The organism is Nocardioides hwasunensis, from assembly GCF_014779665.1.
Taxonomy (GTDB): Bacteria; Actinomycetota; Actinomycetes; order Propionibacteriales; family Nocardioidaceae; genus Nocardioides; species Nocardioides hwasunensis.
On sequence record NZ_JACXYY010000002.1, the window covers coordinates 508628 to 524331 of the forward strand.

Below are 15704 nucleotides of genomic sequence, written 5' to 3' on the forward strand. Positions count from 1 at the left end.
CCGGTCAGGACCACAGGTCCGGCCACGCATGGCCGAGCTCGAGGACGAGATCGCGCAGCAGGGGCAGGCTCACCCCGATCACGTTGTGGTGGTCGCCCTCGATGCGGGTCACGAACGCGCCACCGATCCCGTCGATGGTGAAGGCTCCGGCGACCTCGAGCGGCTCGCCGGTGGCGACGTAGGCGTCGATCTCGGCGTCGCTGACATCGGCGAAGTGGACCACGGTCGAGCCCGTGGCAGCAGCCGTCCGGCCCGTGGCGACGTCGCGCAGGCAGTGGCCGCTGTGCAGCACCCCGGACCGGCCGCGCATCGCCTGCCAGCGCCGCCTCGCCTCCGCCGGGTCGTGCGGCTTGCCGAGCGCCTCGCCGTCGATCTCGAGCACCGAGTCGCAGCCGAGCACGAGGGCGTCGGGAGGCAGGTCCGCGCGCTCCGCGACTGCCGCGCACTTGAGCCCGGCGAGCTGCAGGGCCAGCTCCGCCGGGGGCAGGTCGGTCAGCTGGGACTCGTCCACCCCGCTGACGATGACGATCGGGTCGAGCCCCGCCGCGCGCAGCGTCGTACGACGTGCGGGGGAGGCGGAGGCCAGGACCAGCCGTGCCGTCACAGGCGATCCAGCGCCGCGCGCAACGGGTCGAGCCCGAGCGAGCCCAGGTCGAGCGCCGCGCGGTGGAAGGTCCTGAGGTCGAAGTCGTCGCCCTGCCGCTCCTGCACGCCGGCGCGCGCCTCGAGCCAGATCCGCTCGCCGACCTTGTAGGACGGCGCCTGGCCGGGGAGCCCCAGGTAGCGCTTGACCTCGAACTGGATGACCTCGTCGTCCATCCGGCAGTGCAGCCGCATGAACTCCAGCCCCAGCTCGGGCGTCCAGGTCTCGCCGGGGTGGAACGCGGTGCCGCCGGCTCCGAGCCGGTTGTCATCCGGGATCGTGAGCTCGAGGTGCATCCCGATGTCGACGATCACCCGGGCCGCACGCATCGACTGCCCGTCGAGCATGCCGAGCAGGTCGGCCGGGTCGTCGAGGAAGCCGAGCTCCTCCATCAGCCGCTCCGCGTAGAGCGCCCAGCCCTCGCCGTGGCCGCTGCACCAGCACATCAGTCGCTGCCACCGGTTGAGGGTGTCACTGCGGTAGGCGGTCTGCGCCACCTGGAGGTGATGTCCCGGCACACCCTCGTGGAAGACGGTCGTGACCTCGCGCCACGGGTGGAAGTCGTCGATCCCGTCGGGCACCGACCACCACATGCGGCCCGGACGCTCGAAGTCCTCGGACGGGCCGGTGTAGTAGATGCCGCCGTCGTTGGTGGGTGCGAGCATGCACTCGATCCGGCGGATCGGCTCCGGGATGTCGAAGTGCACGTCAGCCATCGCCGCGATGGTGCGGTCTGCCAGCTCCTGCATCCAGCCGCGGAACTCCTCGCGACCGTGGACCACGCGGGCCGGGTCGGCGTCGAGATGCGCGACCGCGGCGTCGACGTCGGCGCCCGGCACGATCCGCTCGGCGGTGGTGTGCATCAGGTCGGAGAGCCGCTGGAGCTCGTCCCAGCCCCATGCGTAGGTCTCGTCGAGGTCGACCGCAGCGCCGAGGAAGTAGCGGCTGGCCAGCGCGTAGACCTCGCGCCCGACACCCTCCTTGTCGAGGCCCTGCGGCTCCATCTCGTCGCTGAGGAACAGGCCGAACGCCGCCGTGGCGGCGCTGGCGGCACTCGCGAGCGCACGGAGCTCGTCCTTGTCGTCGGCGACCAGCCGCTCGACCAGGCCCAGGTAGAAGTCGCCCGCCTCGCCCACCTGGCCGGTCCAGCGACGCACCTGCTCGGCCACCTCGGCGTACTGGCGTGCCGCGACGACGTGGCCCTTGCGCGCCTCGTCGGACAGCGTGACGCGCAGGCCCTCCAGCGCCGCCGGTACGCCGGCGAGCCGGGCCGCGATCGCGGCGACGGCCGCCTCGCCCTCGGTCGGCATCAGGTCGAAGACGCCGCGGATCTCGTGCAGCGGGCTCCACAGCACCGACATCCGCGAGCGGTTGACGCCGGCGTCCTCGAGCTCGATCTCGAGGCGGGTGCGCTCGAGGAACGCATCCTTCGCCGCAGCCTCTCGGTCGTCGGCCGGTGTCGCGGCCTCCACCGCCGCGACGACCTGCCGGGCGAGCGCCTCGCGGGCGTCGAAGCCGGCGGGGGAGTAGTCGGTCATCTCGTGCTCGTGGCCGGCCACCCCGATCGAGGTGGCGGTCAGCGGGTCGAGCGCGCAGTAGTCGTCGACGTAGGCGTCACAGAGAGCATCGATGGTGCGGGTGGTCACGGCACCGACCCTAGCCTTGCGTCAGGACCGTAGGGGGTTTCGTTCAGCGGGGCAGGCCGCTGGCGCGCCAGCCCCCGAGTCCGTGGCGGTGCGTACGACGTACGCCGCGGGCGGGGTTGCTCCACGCGGGCCGTGGCCGCTTCGGTGCGTCGACGCCCGCCGAGCCGAGCGCGGAGAAGACCGCCACGAGCGCGGCGACCTCCTCCGGCGTGGCATCGGGGTTGACGACCCGCAGCAGCGGCTGCTCGACGTTGTCCTCAGAGGTCACAGCGGGATGTTCCCGTGCTTCTTGGCCGGGAGGGTCTCGCGCTTGGAGCGGAGCAGGCGCAGCGAGCGGATGATCTCGACGCGGGTCTCGTGGGGCGCGATGACGGCGTCGACGTAGCCGCGCTCGGCCGCGATGTAGGGGTTGGCGAGCGTGGTCTCGTACTCGTCGATGAGCTCGGCGCGTCGGGCCTCGACGTCGCCCCCCTCGGTCTCGACGGCCTTGAGGGTGCGGCGGTGGACGATGTTGGCCGCGCCCTGGGCGCCCATGACGGCGATCTGGGCGGTGGGCCAGGCGACGTTGATGTCGGCGCCGAGGTGCTTGGAGCCCATCACGTCGTAGGCACCGCCGTAGGCCTTGCGGGTGATGATCGTGATCAGCGGGACGGTGGCCTCGGCGTAGGCGTAGATGAGCTTCGCGCCGCGGCGGATGATGCCGTCCCACTCCTGGTCGGTGCCGGGCAGGAAGCCGGGCACGTCGACGAAGGTCAGGACGGGGATGTTGAAGGCGTCGCAGAACCGGACGAACCGGGCGGCCTTCTCGGAGGCGTCGATGTCGAGGCAGCCGGCGAACTGCATCGGCTGGTTGGCCACGATGCCGACCGACTGGCCCTCGACGCGGCCGAAGCCGATGAGGATGTTGGGCGCGAAGAGCTCCTGGACCTCGAGGAAGTCCTCGTCGTCCAGGACCGCGGTGATGACGTCGTGCATGTCGTAGGGCTGGTTCGCGCCGTCGGGGATGATCGTGTCGAGCGCGCGGTCGAGGTCGGTGACCTCCATCTCGGGGGACTCGTCGAACGACGGCGACTCGTCGAGGTTGTTCTGGGGGAGGAACGACAGCATCGACTTGACGTACTCGATGGCGTCCTCCTCATCAGTGGCCATGTAGTGGGCGTTGCCGGACTTGGTGTTGTGGGTCCGGGCGCCGCCGAGGTCCTCCATCGTGACGTCCTCGCCGGTGACGGTCTTGATGACGTCGGGTCCGGTGATGAACATCGCTGAGGTCTGGTCGACCATGATCGTGAAGTCGGTGACGGCGGGGGAGTAGACGTGCCCGCCGGCGCAGTTGCCCATGATCAGGCTGATCTGCGGGATCACGCCGGAGGCGTGGACGTTGCGGCGGAAGATCTCGCCGTAGAGGCCCAGGGAGACCACGCCCTCCTGGATGCGCGCCCCGGCGCCCTCGTTGATGCCGATGATCGGGCAGCCGGTCTTGATCGCGAGGTCCATCACCTTGGTGATCTTCTCGCCGTAGACCTCGCCCAGCGAGCCGCCGAAGACGGTGAAGTCCTGGCTGAACACGCACACCATGCGGCCGTTGACCTCGCCGTAGCCGGTCACGACGCCGTCGCCGTAGGGGCGCGTCTTCTCCAGCCCGAACGCGGTCGAGCGGTGCCGGGCGAGCTCGTCGAGCTCGACGAAGGTGCCCTCGTCGAAGAGCATCTCGATGCGCTCGCGGGCGGTCTTGCGTCCCTTGGCGTGCTGCTTCTCGATCGCCTGCGCGGACCCTGCGTGCACCGCCTCGTCGAGCCGCCGCTCGAGGTCGGCGAGCTTGCCCGCCGTCGTGTGGATGTCGATGCCCGACTCCTGCGACGGGACGTCCGTACCAACACCTGGCTGTGCGGTCACGCGATGGCCTCCTGTTTGCTGACTGGTCAGTGCCCGGGGATGACTACCTCTCGGGCAATCTAGTGCCTATGACGCTCGACCCGGACTCGCGCCCACCCCTCGACCTCGACCGGCTGGCGACACCCCTCGGCTGGCGGGTGGAGGTCGAGGAGGCGACTGCGTCGACCAACGCCGTCCTCGCCGAGCGGGCCCGCGCGGGCGAGGAGCCCGGCCTCGTGCTGGTCACCGAGCACCAGACCGCCGGGCGCGGGCGCCTCGACCGCGTGTGGGAGACGCCTCCCCGCTCCTCGCTGACCTTCTCGGTCCTGCTGCGCCCCGACCTGCCCCCGACCTCGTGGTCGTGGCTGCCGCTCCTGACGGGGTACGCCGTCCAGGCCGCGCTGGCCGACCGGCTGCCAGACATCGCGTTGAAGTGGCCCAACGACGTGCTCGTCGACGCCGAGCTCGGGGTGGGCCGCAAGGTGTGCGGGATCCTGGTCGAGCGGGTCGAGACCACGGGCGGTCCGATGGCCGTCGTCGGGGTCGGCATCAACGTCGACCAGACGCTCGACGAGCTGCCGATCGCGCTCGCCACGTCGGTCGCGCTGGAGACCGGCGAACCCGTCGAGCGCACCGGCCTGCTGGGACAGGTGCTCGGGTCGCTGCACGGGCTCCAGGGTCTGCTGGACGACACCGAGTCGCTGCGCGCGGCCTACGCCGACGTGTGCGTCACGCTCGGCAAGACCGTCGACGTGCACCTGCCCGCCGGCGACGTACGCCGCGGCGAGGCCCTCGACATCGACGCGACCGGTGCGCTCGTGGTCGGCACCGACGACGGCGCCTTCACCGTCGCCGCGGGCGATGTGGTGCACGTGCGGCCCGCCAGGTGACATGATCGAGGCGTGGCATATCCGAGCAAGCTCCTCAACGCCGGTGAGCACGTCGTCGTCTCCACCCGCACGCACGTCAAGGCCCTGATCGTGCCGGGGCTCGGGGTGCTCGTCGCGCTGGCCCTGGCGCTGTTCGTCAACGGCCTGGTCGACAACTCGATCGCGCGTCTGGTGATCTGGGTGCTGTTCCTGGCGGTGGTGCTGTGGTTCCTCGTCGGGCCGTTCCTGACGTGGCTCACCACGACCTACACCTTCACCAACCGCCGTTTCATCAAGCGTTCCGGCTTCATCTCCAAGGAGGGCCGCACGATCCCGCTCAACCGGATCAGCGGCGTGGACTTCGAGATCGGCGTGATCGACCGGATCTTCGGCTGCGGCACGCTGGTCGTCTCCGACGCCAGCACCGACGGCAGCGTGGAGCTCTACGACATCCCGAACGTCGAGAAGGTCCAGCTGCAGGTCTCCGACGAGCTGCACCGCCTCTCGGGCGGCGACTCGCACCGTCGCGACGATGGCACCTGATCGCCAGCAGCGCGGCGAGACGCCCGACCGGCCCGCGGGCGAGGCCCTCGACGAGGCGATCCTGCGCAGCAAGCCCCGCTTCAACGCGCTCGAGGTGGCCACCGAGACCGGCGTGACGGTCGAGGAGACCCGCCGGTTGTGGCGTGCCCTGGGGTTCCCCGAGTTCAGTGGCGAGAAGGCCTACACCGCGGCCGACGTCGAGGCCGTCTCGACCCTGATGAGCTTCGTGGAGGCCGGCGCCGTCGACTTCGACACGGCCGTCAACCTCACCCGCGGCGTCGGCCAGACCATGGCGCGGCTCGCCGACTGGGAGGTCTCCACCCTGGTCAGCCGGGTGGAGGAGATGGAGGCGGGTGAGGAGGCCACGGGCTCGCGGATCGGCTCCGCGCTGCGCCTGATCGACGAGGTCAACCCGCCGTTCGAGCGGCTGCTCGTCTACGCCTGGCGTCGCCACCTCGCCGCCGCCGTCGGCCGCATCGAGGCGATGGGCGCGAAAGACGAGGACCTCCACACCATCGACGTGACCGTCGGCTTCGCCGACCTGGTCTCCTTCACCGCCCTGTCCAACACCCTGGACCGCACCGAGATCGGCGACCTGGTGGAGGTCTTCGAGAGCCGCTGCCAGGACGTGGTGGCGCGCTATGCCGGCCGGATCATCAAGAGCCTGGGCGACTCCGTCCTCTTCGTCACCAACACCGCCGAGGAGTCGGTCGGGGTCGCCGAGGGCATCATCAACGTCATCGGCCGTGACGCCAAGATGCCCGACGTACGCCTGGGGCTGGCCAGCGGGCCCGTCATCCAGCGTCTCGGCGACATCTTCGGCCCCCCGGTCAACATGGCCGCCCGGCTCACCCAGGTGGCGCGTCGCAACCGGCTCATCGTCGACCAGAACACCGCCGACCTCCTGCCGCCCGACGAGTGGGAGAACCGTCGCCTGCCGGCCCGCCCGGTGCGCGGGTTCGGACTCGTCGAGCCGGTCGCCGTGCGTCGCCGCTGAGTCTGCGAGGTGGACTGGACCACTCGTCCATTTCTCGCCCAAAAGCTGCACCATCCGCGCCCGCGCTGCCTACGTTCGGCCCGTGCTGGCTGTGCAAGACGTTCGACTGGACCCCTCCACCCGACAGGTGTGGCGGGGCGATCGCGAGATCCGCCTCTCGCGCAAGGAGTTCCAGCTCCTGCACGCGCTGATGGAGCGCCCCGGCGACATCGTCACGCGGAGCGAGCTGATGGCCGACGTGTGGCAGACGTCCTTCTACACCAACTCCAAGACCATCGACGTTCACCTGGGCTGGCTGCGCCGCAAGCTCGACGACGACCCGCGCAGGCCCACCCTCATCACCACCCATCGCGGTCGCGGCCTGCGCTTCGAGACCTCCGCGGACGCGGTCGCGCGCTGAGCCGGCCGGTCCTGCGTCGCGAGCCTTCTATAGGCTCGCGCCGTGTCCTCGACCGGTTCCCACCGTGCTCCCACGCTCGCCGTCATCGGGGGCGGTCAGCTGGCCCGGATGATGGCGCAGCCCGCCATCGCGCTCGGCCTCCCGCTGCGCCTGCTCGCCGAGGCCGAGGGCGTCTCCGCCGCCCAGGTCATCCCCGACCAGCTCGTCGGTGACTACACCGACCTCGACACGCTCAAGCGGGTCACCGGGGGCGCCACCGTCGTCACCTTCGACCACGAGCACGTGCCGACCGCGCACCTGCACGCCCTCGCCGCGGACGGGATCGCGGTGCGCCCGGGCCCCGACGCCCTCGTGCACGCCCAGGACAAGGCCGTGATGCGACGCCGCCTCGCCGAGCTCGACGTGCCGTGCCCACGCAACGCGGTCGTCACCTCGACCGACGACGTCGAGGCGTTCGGCCTGCCCTGCGTCCTCAAGACCACCCGCGGCGGCTACGACGGCAAGGGCGTCTGGGTGGTCCGCGCGGTCGGAGAGGCGCAGGCCGCGTTCGACGCGGCCGCGGCTGCCGGCGTGGAGGTGCTGGCCGAAGAGCTCGTCGACTTCCGCCGCGAGCTGTCGGCGCTGGTCGCCCGGTCGCCCAGCGGCCAGGCGGCGTCGTACCCGGTCGTGGCGTCCACCCAGCTCGACGGGATCTGCCACGAGGTGGTCGCCCCCGCGCCGGACCTCTCGCCCGCCCTCGCCGGTCAGGCGCAGGAGATCGCCCTGCGGATCGCCGGTGCGCTCGACGTCACGGGCATCCTCGCCGTCGAGCTCTTCGAGACGACCGACGGCCGGATCCTGGTCAACGAGCTGGCCATGCGCCCCCACAACACCGGCCACTGGTCCCAGGACGGCGCCGTGACGTCCCAGTTCGAGAACCACCTCCGCGCCGTCATGGACCTCCCGCTGGGCTCACCGGCCCCCCGCGCGCGCTGGACCGTGATGGTCAACATCCTCGGTGGACCCACCGACACCGGCCGGCTCTACGACGGTCTCCCGCACGCGATGGCCCGCGACCCGCAGCTGCGGGTGCACTTCTACGGCAAGGACCTGCGGCCCGGTCGCAAGGTCGGACACGTCAACGCCTACGGCGACGACCTCGAGGACTGCCTCGAGCGCGCCCGGCACGCCGCCGCGTGGTTCCGCGGCGACCTCGGCAACGAGAGCGAGTGAGTGATGAGTGAGACGCAGCAGCAGGCCGTGAAGGTCGGCATCGTGATGGGGTCCGACTCCGACTGGCCGGTCATGCAGGCCGCGGGCGAGGTCCTCACCGAGCTCGGCGTGGCGTGGGAGGCCGGCGTGGTCTCGGCGCACCGGATGCCGACCGAGATGATCGCGTGGGGCCAGGAGGCGCACACCCGTGGTCTGTCGGTGGTCATCGCCGGCGCCGGTGGCGCGGCCCACCTGCCCGGGATGCTCGCCAGTGTCACGCCGCTGCCCGTCATCGGCGTTCCCGTCCCGCTGAAGTACCTCGACGGCATGGACTCGCTGCTCTCGATCGTGCAGATGCCCGGCGGCATCCCGGTCGCCACGGTCGCCATCGGCAACGCCAAGAACGCCGGCATCCTCGCCGCGCGGATCCTCGGCACCAGCGACGCCGGGCTCCAGCAGCGCCTCGTCGACTACCAGGCCTCGCTCGCCGAGACCGCCCACGCCAAGGGCGACGTCGTACGTCAGGCCGCGGCCGGCACCGGCCGCAAGGTCGGCTTCTAGTCCCGGTCCCGCACCCGTCCGCGCAGGGACTTCGTCGAGGCCCGCTCCTTCTTCGCCTTCAGCCGTCGCTCCTTGGCGCCACGCGACGGCTTCGTCGCTCGACGTGGCGGTGGCGGGGGCGCGAGGGCCGAGCGGAGCAGGTCGGCCAGTCGCTCGCGTGCGGCCACCCGGTTGCGGTGCTGCGAGCGGTGCTCGGACGCCGCGATGCTCACCGTGCCCGACGGCCAGCGACGCAGGGCTCGGGCCCGCTGGGTGTCGGTGAGCGCCGAGGAGGACGCGACGTCGTAGTCCAGCTCCACCCGCGAGTCGGTGGTGTTGACGGACTGACCACCGGGCCCCGGCGACTTCGTGAAGCGCTCCACGAGCTCGGCGGCAGGCACGACCAGGCCCTCGGGCAGGCCCGGGCCGGCGGGGACGTGAAGCTCGCGCATACCTCCATTGTGGGAGGTCCGGCGGTCCGGCTTGACGACGAGGTCGTCACGCACCACCGTCGTCCCTGTGGGGGAGCAGAGGGTCGGCGTGGTCGGTGGGGGCATCCTCGGCGTCGCGATCGCGCGTGAGGTCGTCCGTCGCCGACCCGGCACGCAGGTCGTCGTGCTCGAGAAGGAGGACCACCTCGCCGCGCACCAGACCGGGCACAACTCCGGCGTCGTGCACGCCGGCATCTACTACAAGCCCGGCAGCCTGAAGGCCGAGCTCTGCACCCGCGGTCGTGGACTGCTGCGGGACTTCTGCGCCGAGCACGCGATCGCCTACGACGCCTGCGGCAAGCTCGTCGTCGCCGTCGACCGTGACGAGATGGGACGCTTCGACGCCCTCGAGCGGACCGCCACGGACAACAAGGTCCCCGGGCTGCGCCGCCTGTCGCCGTCCGAGATCCGCGAGGTCGAGCCGCACGCCGTCGGCCTGGCCGCGCTCCACTCGCCGGAGACCGCGATCACCGACTACCCGGCGATCACCCGGGCGCTGGCCGGGGAGGTCGTCGCAGCGGGGGGTGAGGTGCGGCTGGGCGTGAGGGTCGTCGACATCCAGCGGCACGCGGGAGGGGTGACGGTGCGTCTCGAGGGCGATCCGGCGCCGCTGCGCTTCGACCACGTCGTGGTCGCCGCCGGCCTCTACGCCGACCGGGTCTCCGCGCTCGTCGACGGCGAGCGGGCACCGGCGATCCTGCCGTTCCGCGGGGAGTACCTCGGTGTCAGCACGGCCAAGCAGGACATGGTGCGAGGCATGGTCTACCCCGTGCCCGACCCGCAGTACCCGTTCCTCGGCGTGCACTTCACCCGCCGTGTCGACGGCACCCTCGAGGTCGGACCGAACGCGGTGCTCGCCACCAAGCGCGAGGGCTACCGGCTCCGCGACGTCTCCGCCGGCGACCTCCGTGACGTGCTCGCGTGGCCCGGCTTCTGGCACCTCGCCCGCGCCCACTGGCGCACCGGCATCGACGAGGTGATCGGCTCGGCGTCCCAGCGCGCCTTCATGCGGCGGGCCTCGGCCTACGTCCCGGACATCGGCGTCGCCGACGTGCGACGGGCGGGCAGCGGCGTACGTGCCCAGGCGGTCGATCGCGACGGCAGCCTGGTCGACGACTTCCGGATCACCAGCGCCGACGGCGTCACGTGCGTGCGCAACGCACCCTCGCCGGGCGCCACGTCGAGCCTGGCGATCGCGGCTCACGTGCTCGACCAGGCCTGGGGCTGAGCCGGCGAGCCCGTAGGTTGGCGCCATGACGACGCGCTGGGGAATCGCCGCCACGGGCCAGATGGCCGAGGTCTTCGCCACCGACCTGGCCCTCGTGCCGGACGCCGAGCTCGCCTTCGTCGGCAGCCGTTCCGTCGAGTCGGCCTCCGACTTCGCCGACCGCTTCGGCGCGCCGGGGGCGGGGACCTATCGCGAGCTCGTCGAGGCCGGACGGGCGGGCGACCTCGACGTCCTCTACGTCGCGACGCCTCACCCGCACCACCGCGACCTCGCGCTGGCCGCCATCGAGGCAGGCATCCCGCTGCTCGTCGAGAAGGCCTTCACCGCCACGCTCGGGGGCGCGCAGGAGATCGTCGATGCCGCGCGCGCGGCGGGGGTCTTCTGCATGGAGGCCATGTGGACGCGGTTCCAGCCCGCGATCGTCCAGGCCCGGGAGCTCGTCGCCGCCGGCGAGATCGGCGAGCTGCTGCTGGTGCAGGCCGACTTCGGCGCGTGGCGGGCCTACGACCCCGACAGCCGGCTCTTCGACCTCGCCCTCGGTGGCGGGTCGGTCCTGGACCTCGGCGTCTACCCGATCTCCCTCGCGCAGCACCTGCTCGGGCGCCCCGACCGGGTGACCGTCACCGGCACCACCTATCCCAACGGCGCCGACGCCTCGGCGGCCATCCAGCTGTCCTACGCCGACGGTCGCGCGGCGGCGCTCACGTGCTCGCTCGCGAACGCGACGCCGGTCCGGGCGATCATCTCGGGCACGGGCGGCTCGATCGAGCTCGAGCCACCGTTCCACCACCCCAGCCGCATCGTCGTACGCCGCAACGGCCACGAGCCGCAGGCCGTCGAGCGCCCACCCACCGGACGCGGCTACGTCCACCAGGTCGAGGAGGTGCACGCGTGCCTCGCGGCCGGGCTGACGGAGAGCCCGGTGATGCCGCTGGACGACACGCTCGACGTGCAGTGGGTGCTGGGGGAGTGTCTCGACCAGCTCGGGGTGTCGGTCTCGGAAGGCTCCGTGGAGCTCTAGCGACCCCGCTTGCGCCACTCGATGGCGGGGCAGGTGTCCATCACCATCGGCACGCCGGCCGCGACGGTGCGCTCGAAGGCGTCGGCGTCGATGACGCCGAGCTGGAACCAGACGCCCTTCGCGCCGACGGCCACGGCCTGGTCGGCGAACTCGCCCGCCGCCTCGGACCGGCGGAACACGTCGACGACGTCGATCGGGAACGGCACGTCGGCGAGGCTGGCGTAGCCCTGCTCCCCGAGCACCTCGGTGGCGTCGGGGTGGATGGGCACGATCCGCTTCCCACGCTGCTGGAGCAGGGAGGCGATGGAGTACGCCGTGCGCCCCGGATTGCCGGACAGGCCCACCACGGCCCAGGTCTCGAGGTCGTCGAGCATCAGGTCGACGGCGTCGGGGTCCTGCCAGTTCGTCATGCCGCCACGGTAGTCCGCCCGCTCGCCTACGCGGGTGCTGTTCGGGGAGGGACGCGTGTGGTGGGATGACGCCCGTCACAACCCATCACTGAGGGGAACTCCCATGTCTCACACTGCAGTCCGGCGCCTAGGCGCCCTCGCCGCCACCGGTGCCCTCGGCGTCGCCGCCCTCGTCGGCCTCGCGACCCCCGCCCAGGCAGCGACCGCGGCGGCGACCTACACCTGCACCTTCCCGTCCCTCGGCGCGAAGGACATCCCGGTGAACATCACCGCCACGCTTCCCCCCACGGCTGCTGCCGGTCTGGACGCCCCTGCCATCCCGGTCCTGCTCAGCGTGACGCTGCCCGGAGACGTGGTCGACGCCGCCAAGGGCCTCTTCGGCGCCACGACCATCGGCGGCTTCTCCAACGACATGGTCGCCTCGCTGAACGACACGGCCTCGACCGACGCCTCGGACCTCGCGCTGCAGAACGCGAAGTTCCCGCAGACGGCCGTCCCGGCCACGCCCAGCACCGCGCTGACGCTGAACACGCCGAACCCGCTCGCCGACCCCGCCGCGGTCCCGGCCTCGACCGTCCCGGTGAGCCTGCCGGGTGCGGGCACCTACGACATCGCGGTGCCCTCGGCATTCACGTTCACCGCGACCAAGCAGGGTGAGGCAGTCATGCTCGCCGACGTGCCGTGCGCCCTCAAGGCCGGATCGCCGTCGAGCCTCGGCCAGGTCACCCTGACGACCAACACGTCGAAGACCACCGCCAAGGCGGCCAAGAAGGTCACCAAGCTCGGCAAGAAGACCGTCCTCAAGGTCGTCGTCGCGGCGGACAACGAGGTGCCGAGCGGCAAGGTCACGGTCATGAAGGGCAAGAAGGTGCTCGGCAAGGGCACCCTCAACTCCAAGGGCAAGGCCAAGATCACGCTGAAGAAGGCCCTCCCGGCCGGCAAGACCGCGGTCAAGATCTCCTACGCCGGAGACGACTTCACCAAGGCTTCGAAGTCCAAGAAGGTCGTGATCCGGGTCCGCTGACCTCGCGCGTCCGACGACCGCACGCCCGGTCGGTGCCTGGCACCGACCGGGCGTGTCACGTCTCAGGACGTGCGACGACCTCGCGCAGAGCGGGCAACAGGCTCTCGACGGGCTGGTCGCTGCGCAGGACGACGACGGCGGTCCCGCCGACGCTCGGTGCGGGGTCGGCGAAGATCCGCAGCACCTCGTCCATCGACGTGGCGAACTCCGCCTCCGCCTCGCCCGCCGTGATGGTCTCGCGCAGCCAGCGACGCAGGACGTGGTTGTGTGCGGTCACCACCGCGTTGGCGAGGAGCTCGGCGCGCAGGTCGGCGCGGGCGGTGCCGCCCGTCCAGCCGTGGAGGAACGTCCGGAACACCTGCTGGTACTGCAGGAGGCTGGCCACCTCGCGGCTGCGCAGGGCGGGCACGCTGCGCGTCAGCCGGTACCGCTGCTGCGCCCGGGTGCCCTCGGCGAGGTAGTGCGCCAGGACCACGTGCGCAGCCTCGGTCACCGCGACCTCGACCGTCGCCGCCGTCGCGGTGGCCAGCCTCGCGGAGACCGCGCCGAGCATGGCGTCGTGGTCGGGGAAGATCACGTCCTCCTTGGACCGGAACGCCCGGAAGAACGTCGTACGGCCCACCTCGGCGCGGGCGGCGACGTCGTCGACGGTCGTCTCGTCGAAGCCACGCTCCTCGAAGAGCGCGAAGGCGGCGTCGATGAGGCGGTCGCGGGTGCTGGGCATGGCTGCATCCTGTCGGTGGGACTGAGTACCGTGTCAAGTACACTCAGTCTCATGAGTGCAGAGATCCAGCTGGTGGGCGTCGTCGGGTGCGGGCTGATGGGGGCCGGGATCGCCGAGGTGTCGGCCCGCGCCGGGCACGACGTGGTGGTGGTCGAGTCCTCCGACGCCGCCGCTGCTGCGGGCCGGTCGAGGCTGGAGCAGTCCCTCGCCCGGGCCGAGGCCAAGGGCAAGATCGACTCGGCAGCCACCGTGCTGGAGCGGATCCGGGTGGTCACCGACCTCGAGGGCCTCGCCGAGCGCGACCTCGTCATCGAGGCCATCGTCGAGGACGAGTCCGCCAAGACCGAGCTGTTCGCCCGCCTGGACGCGATCGTGACCTCGCCCGAGGCGATCTTGGCGTCCAACACCTCGTCGATCCCGATCATGAAGCTCGGCGTGGTCACCGCGCGTCCGACCCAGGTCATCGGTGTCCACTTCTTCAACCCCGTGCCGGTGCTGCCGCTGGTGGAGCTCGTGCCCAGCCTGCTGACCTCGTCGGAGACCACGGCGCGAGCCCGCGCCTTCGTCGAGACCTCGCTCGGCAAGCAGGCGATCGACAGCCAGGACCGGGCGGGGTTCGTGGTCAACGCGCTCCTCGTCCCGTTCGTGCTCTCGGCGATCCGGATGCTCGAGTCGGGCTTCGCGACGGCCGAGGACATCGACCGTGGCCTGGTGCTCGGGGCGGCGCACCCGCAGGGCCCGCTCGCGCTCGCCGACCTCATCGGCCTCGACACGACGAAGGCGGTCGCGGAGTCCCTCTACGAGGAGTTCAAGGAGCCGCTGTACGCCGCCCCGCCCCTGCTCAACCGGATGGTCGACGCGGGCCTGCTCGGCCGCAAGACCGGTCGCGGCTTCTACACCTACTGATCACAGGACACGTGCCATGAACGACTTCCCGATGTACGCCCTCTCCGAGGAGCACCAGGCGATCCGCGAGGCGGTGCGCGCGCTCGCCGACGCCAAGATCGCGCCGTACGCCGCCGCCGTGGACGAGGAGGCGCGCTACCCGCACGAGGCGGCCGAGGCGCTGCTGGCCTCCGACTTCCACGCGCCGCACGTGCCCGAGGCCTACGGCGGCGCCGGTGCCGACGCGCTCGCGACCGTGCTGGTGATCGAGGAGGTCGCCCGCGCCTGCGTGTCGTCGTCCCTCATCCCCGCGGTCAACAAGCTCGGCTCGCTCCCGGTGCAGATCGCCGGCTCGGAGGAGCTCAAGCAGACGTACCTCGGAGCCCTCGCCCGTGGGGAGGGCGGCTTCTCCTACTGCCTCTCCGAGCCCGACGCCGGGTCGGACGCCGGCGGCATGAAGACCCGCGCCGTCCGCGACGGCGACCACTGGGTGCTCGACGGCGTGAAGCGCTGGATCACCAATGCCGGCGAGTCGGAGTTCTACACCGTCATGGCCGTCACGGACACCGAGAAGAAGACCAAGGGCGGCGTCTCCGCCTTCGTCGTCGAGAAGTCCGACGAGGGCGTGTCCTTCGGTGCGCCGGAGAAGAAGCTCGGCATCAAGGGGAGCCCGACCCGCGAGGTCTACCTGGACCAGGTGCGCATCCCGGCGGACCGGATGATCGGGGAGGAGGGCACCGGCTTCACCACGGCCATGAAGACCCTCGACCACACCCGCGTCACGATCGCCGCCCAGGCCGTCGGCGTCGCCCAGGGCGCCCTCGACTACGCGCTGGACTACGCGAAGGAGCGCCAGCAGTTCGGCCGGTCGATCGCCGACTTCCAGGGCCTGCAGTTCCTCCTCGCCGACATGGGCATGAAGGTCGAGGCCGCACGCCAGATGACGTACGCCGCCGCCGGCCGCTCCGAGCGCGGCGACGACGACCTCACCTTCTTCGGTGCGGCTGCGAAGTGCTTCGCCTCCGACGTCGCGATGGAGGTCACCGTCAACGCCGTGCAGGTGCTCGGCGGCTACGGCTACACCCGCGACTACCCGGTCGAGCGGATGATGCGCGACGCGAAGATCACGCAGATCTACGAGGGCACCAACCAGGTCCAGCGGATCGTGATGGCACGGCAGCTGCTCGCCGGGGTGCAGTCCGAGCTCTGAGCACGAGGCG

General features: G+C 71.5%; 18 protein-coding genes. 11 read left to right on the forward strand and 7 right to left on the reverse strand.

The window, feature by feature from the left end; translation table 11 throughout:
- Positions 1-4 precede the first annotated feature (4 nt).
- Genes IEZ25_RS06440 through IEZ25_RS06455 form a run of 4 tightly spaced genes read right to left on the reverse strand, consistent with a single transcriptional unit; the run spans position 5 to position 4131 of the window.
- Positions 5-604, reverse strand: a complete 600-nt coding sequence (locus tag IEZ25_RS06440; protein WP_191198565.1) for a Maf family protein — start codon at positions 602-604, stop codon at positions 5-7.
- Positions 601-2289, reverse strand: coding sequence for a DUF885 domain-containing protein (locus IEZ25_RS06445; protein WP_191198566.1), 1689 nt, complete (start codon positions 2287-2289; stop codon positions 601-603). Before IEZ25_RS06445 ends, IEZ25_RS06440 begins: the two co-directional genes overlap by 4 nt.
- 43 nt (positions 2290-2332) lie before the next feature.
- Complete coding sequence (locus IEZ25_RS06450; RefSeq protein ID WP_191198567.1) at positions 2333-2557, reverse strand: acyl-CoA carboxylase subunit epsilon; 225 nt, start codon at positions 2555-2557, stop codon at positions 2333-2335.
- Positions 2554-4131 carry an acyl-CoA carboxylase subunit beta gene (locus IEZ25_RS06455; RefSeq protein ID WP_191198729.1) on the reverse strand — a complete coding sequence of 526 codons (1578 nt, stop codon included), beginning with the start codon at positions 4129-4131 and terminating at the stop codon, positions 2554-2556. Before IEZ25_RS06455 ends, IEZ25_RS06450 begins: the two co-directional genes overlap by 4 nt.
- Before the next feature lie 119 nt (positions 4132-4250).
- Between IEZ25_RS06455 and IEZ25_RS06460 the strand changes: the two genes are divergently transcribed.
- The 6 genes from IEZ25_RS06460 to purE all read left to right on the forward strand — a co-directional run bounded on the left by IEZ25_RS06460 (position 4251) and on the right by purE (position 8722).
- Complete coding sequence (locus IEZ25_RS06460; RefSeq protein ID WP_191198568.1) at positions 4251-5051, forward strand: biotin--[acetyl-CoA-carboxylase] ligase; 801 nt, start codon at positions 4251-4253, stop codon at positions 5049-5051.
- A 12-nt stretch (positions 5052-5063) separates the two neighbouring features.
- Positions 5064-5573: a PH domain-containing protein gene (locus IEZ25_RS22155; RefSeq protein ID WP_191198569.1), complete on the forward strand. Its 510-nt coding sequence runs from the start codon at positions 5064-5066 to the stop codon at positions 5571-5573.
- Positions 5563-6570 (forward strand): adenylate/guanylate cyclase domain-containing protein, encoded by a 1008-nt coding sequence (locus IEZ25_RS06470; protein WP_191198570.1) that lies wholly within the window; start codon positions 5563-5565, stop codon positions 6568-6570. Before IEZ25_RS22155 ends, IEZ25_RS06470 begins: the two co-directional genes overlap by 11 nt.
- Positions 6571-6652: 82 nt before the next feature.
- The gene (locus tag IEZ25_RS06475) at positions 6653-6970 is read left to right on the forward strand and encodes a winged helix-turn-helix domain-containing protein (RefSeq protein WP_191198571.1); all 318 of its coding nucleotides are present in this window, start codon (positions 6653-6655) and stop codon (positions 6968-6970) included.
- A gap of 42 nt (positions 6971-7012) precedes the next feature.
- Entirely contained in the window at positions 7013-8182 is a 1170-nt protein-coding gene (locus IEZ25_RS06480; RefSeq protein ID WP_191198572.1) for a 5-(carboxyamino)imidazole ribonucleotide synthase, read from the forward strand.
- A gap of 3 nt (positions 8183-8185) precedes the next feature.
- Positions 8186-8722, forward strand: a complete 537-nt coding sequence (gene purE / locus IEZ25_RS06485) for a 5-(carboxyamino)imidazole ribonucleotide mutase (protein WP_191198573.1) — start codon at positions 8186-8188, stop codon at positions 8720-8722.
- Here the strand turns inward: purE and arfB are convergent.
- Complete coding sequence (arfB, locus tag IEZ25_RS06490; protein WP_191198574.1) at positions 8719-9153, reverse strand: alternative ribosome rescue aminoacyl-tRNA hydrolase ArfB; 435 nt, start codon at positions 9151-9153, stop codon at positions 8719-8721. The genes purE and arfB overlap by 4 nt on opposite strands.
- A gap of 67 nt (positions 9154-9220) precedes the next feature.
- Here arfB and lhgO point away from each other — a divergent pair, with 67 nt between their 5' ends.
- Positions 9221-10420 carry an L-2-hydroxyglutarate oxidase gene (gene lhgO, locus IEZ25_RS06495; protein WP_191198575.1) on the forward strand — a complete coding sequence of 400 codons (1200 nt, stop codon included), beginning with the start codon at positions 9221-9223 and terminating at the stop codon, positions 10418-10420.
- Positions 10421-10445: 25 nt separating this feature from the next.
- The gene (locus tag IEZ25_RS06500) at positions 10446-11441 is read left to right on the forward strand and encodes a Gfo/Idh/MocA family protein (protein ID WP_191198576.1); all 996 of its coding nucleotides are present in this window, start codon (positions 10446-10448) and stop codon (positions 11439-11441) included.
- On the opposite strand, the gene IEZ25_RS06505 is transcribed toward IEZ25_RS06500, so the two are convergent.
- Positions 11438-11851: a CoA-binding protein gene (locus tag IEZ25_RS06505; RefSeq protein ID WP_191198577.1), complete on the reverse strand. Its 414-nt coding sequence runs from the start codon at positions 11849-11851 to the stop codon at positions 11438-11440. The two genes, IEZ25_RS06500 and IEZ25_RS06505, sit on opposite strands and share 4 nt — an antisense overlap.
- Positions 11852-11954: 103 nt before the next feature.
- On the opposite strand from IEZ25_RS06505, the gene IEZ25_RS06510 reads away from it, so the two are divergent.
- Positions 11955-12875, forward strand: coding sequence for a DUF6801 domain-containing protein (locus IEZ25_RS06510; protein WP_191198578.1), 921 nt, complete (start codon positions 11955-11957; stop codon positions 12873-12875).
- Positions 12876-12930: 55 nt separating this feature from the next.
- Here IEZ25_RS06510 and IEZ25_RS06515 read toward each other — a convergent pair whose 3' ends face one another.
- Positions 12931-13599: a TetR family transcriptional regulator gene (locus IEZ25_RS06515; protein ID WP_191198579.1), complete on the reverse strand. Its 669-nt coding sequence runs from the start codon at positions 13597-13599 to the stop codon at positions 12931-12933.
- A 51-nt stretch (positions 13600-13650) separates the two neighbouring features.
- Between IEZ25_RS06515 and IEZ25_RS06520 the strand changes: the two genes are divergently transcribed.
- Positions 13651-14505, forward strand: coding sequence for a 3-hydroxybutyryl-CoA dehydrogenase (locus tag IEZ25_RS06520; protein ID WP_191198580.1), 855 nt, complete (start codon positions 13651-13653; stop codon positions 14503-14505).
- A gap of 16 nt (positions 14506-14521) precedes the next feature.
- Positions 14522-15694 carry an acyl-CoA dehydrogenase family protein gene (locus IEZ25_RS06525; RefSeq protein WP_191198581.1) on the forward strand — a complete coding sequence of 391 codons (1173 nt, stop codon included), beginning with the start codon at positions 14522-14524 and terminating at the stop codon, positions 15692-15694.
- Positions 15695-15704 lie beyond the last annotated feature (10 nt).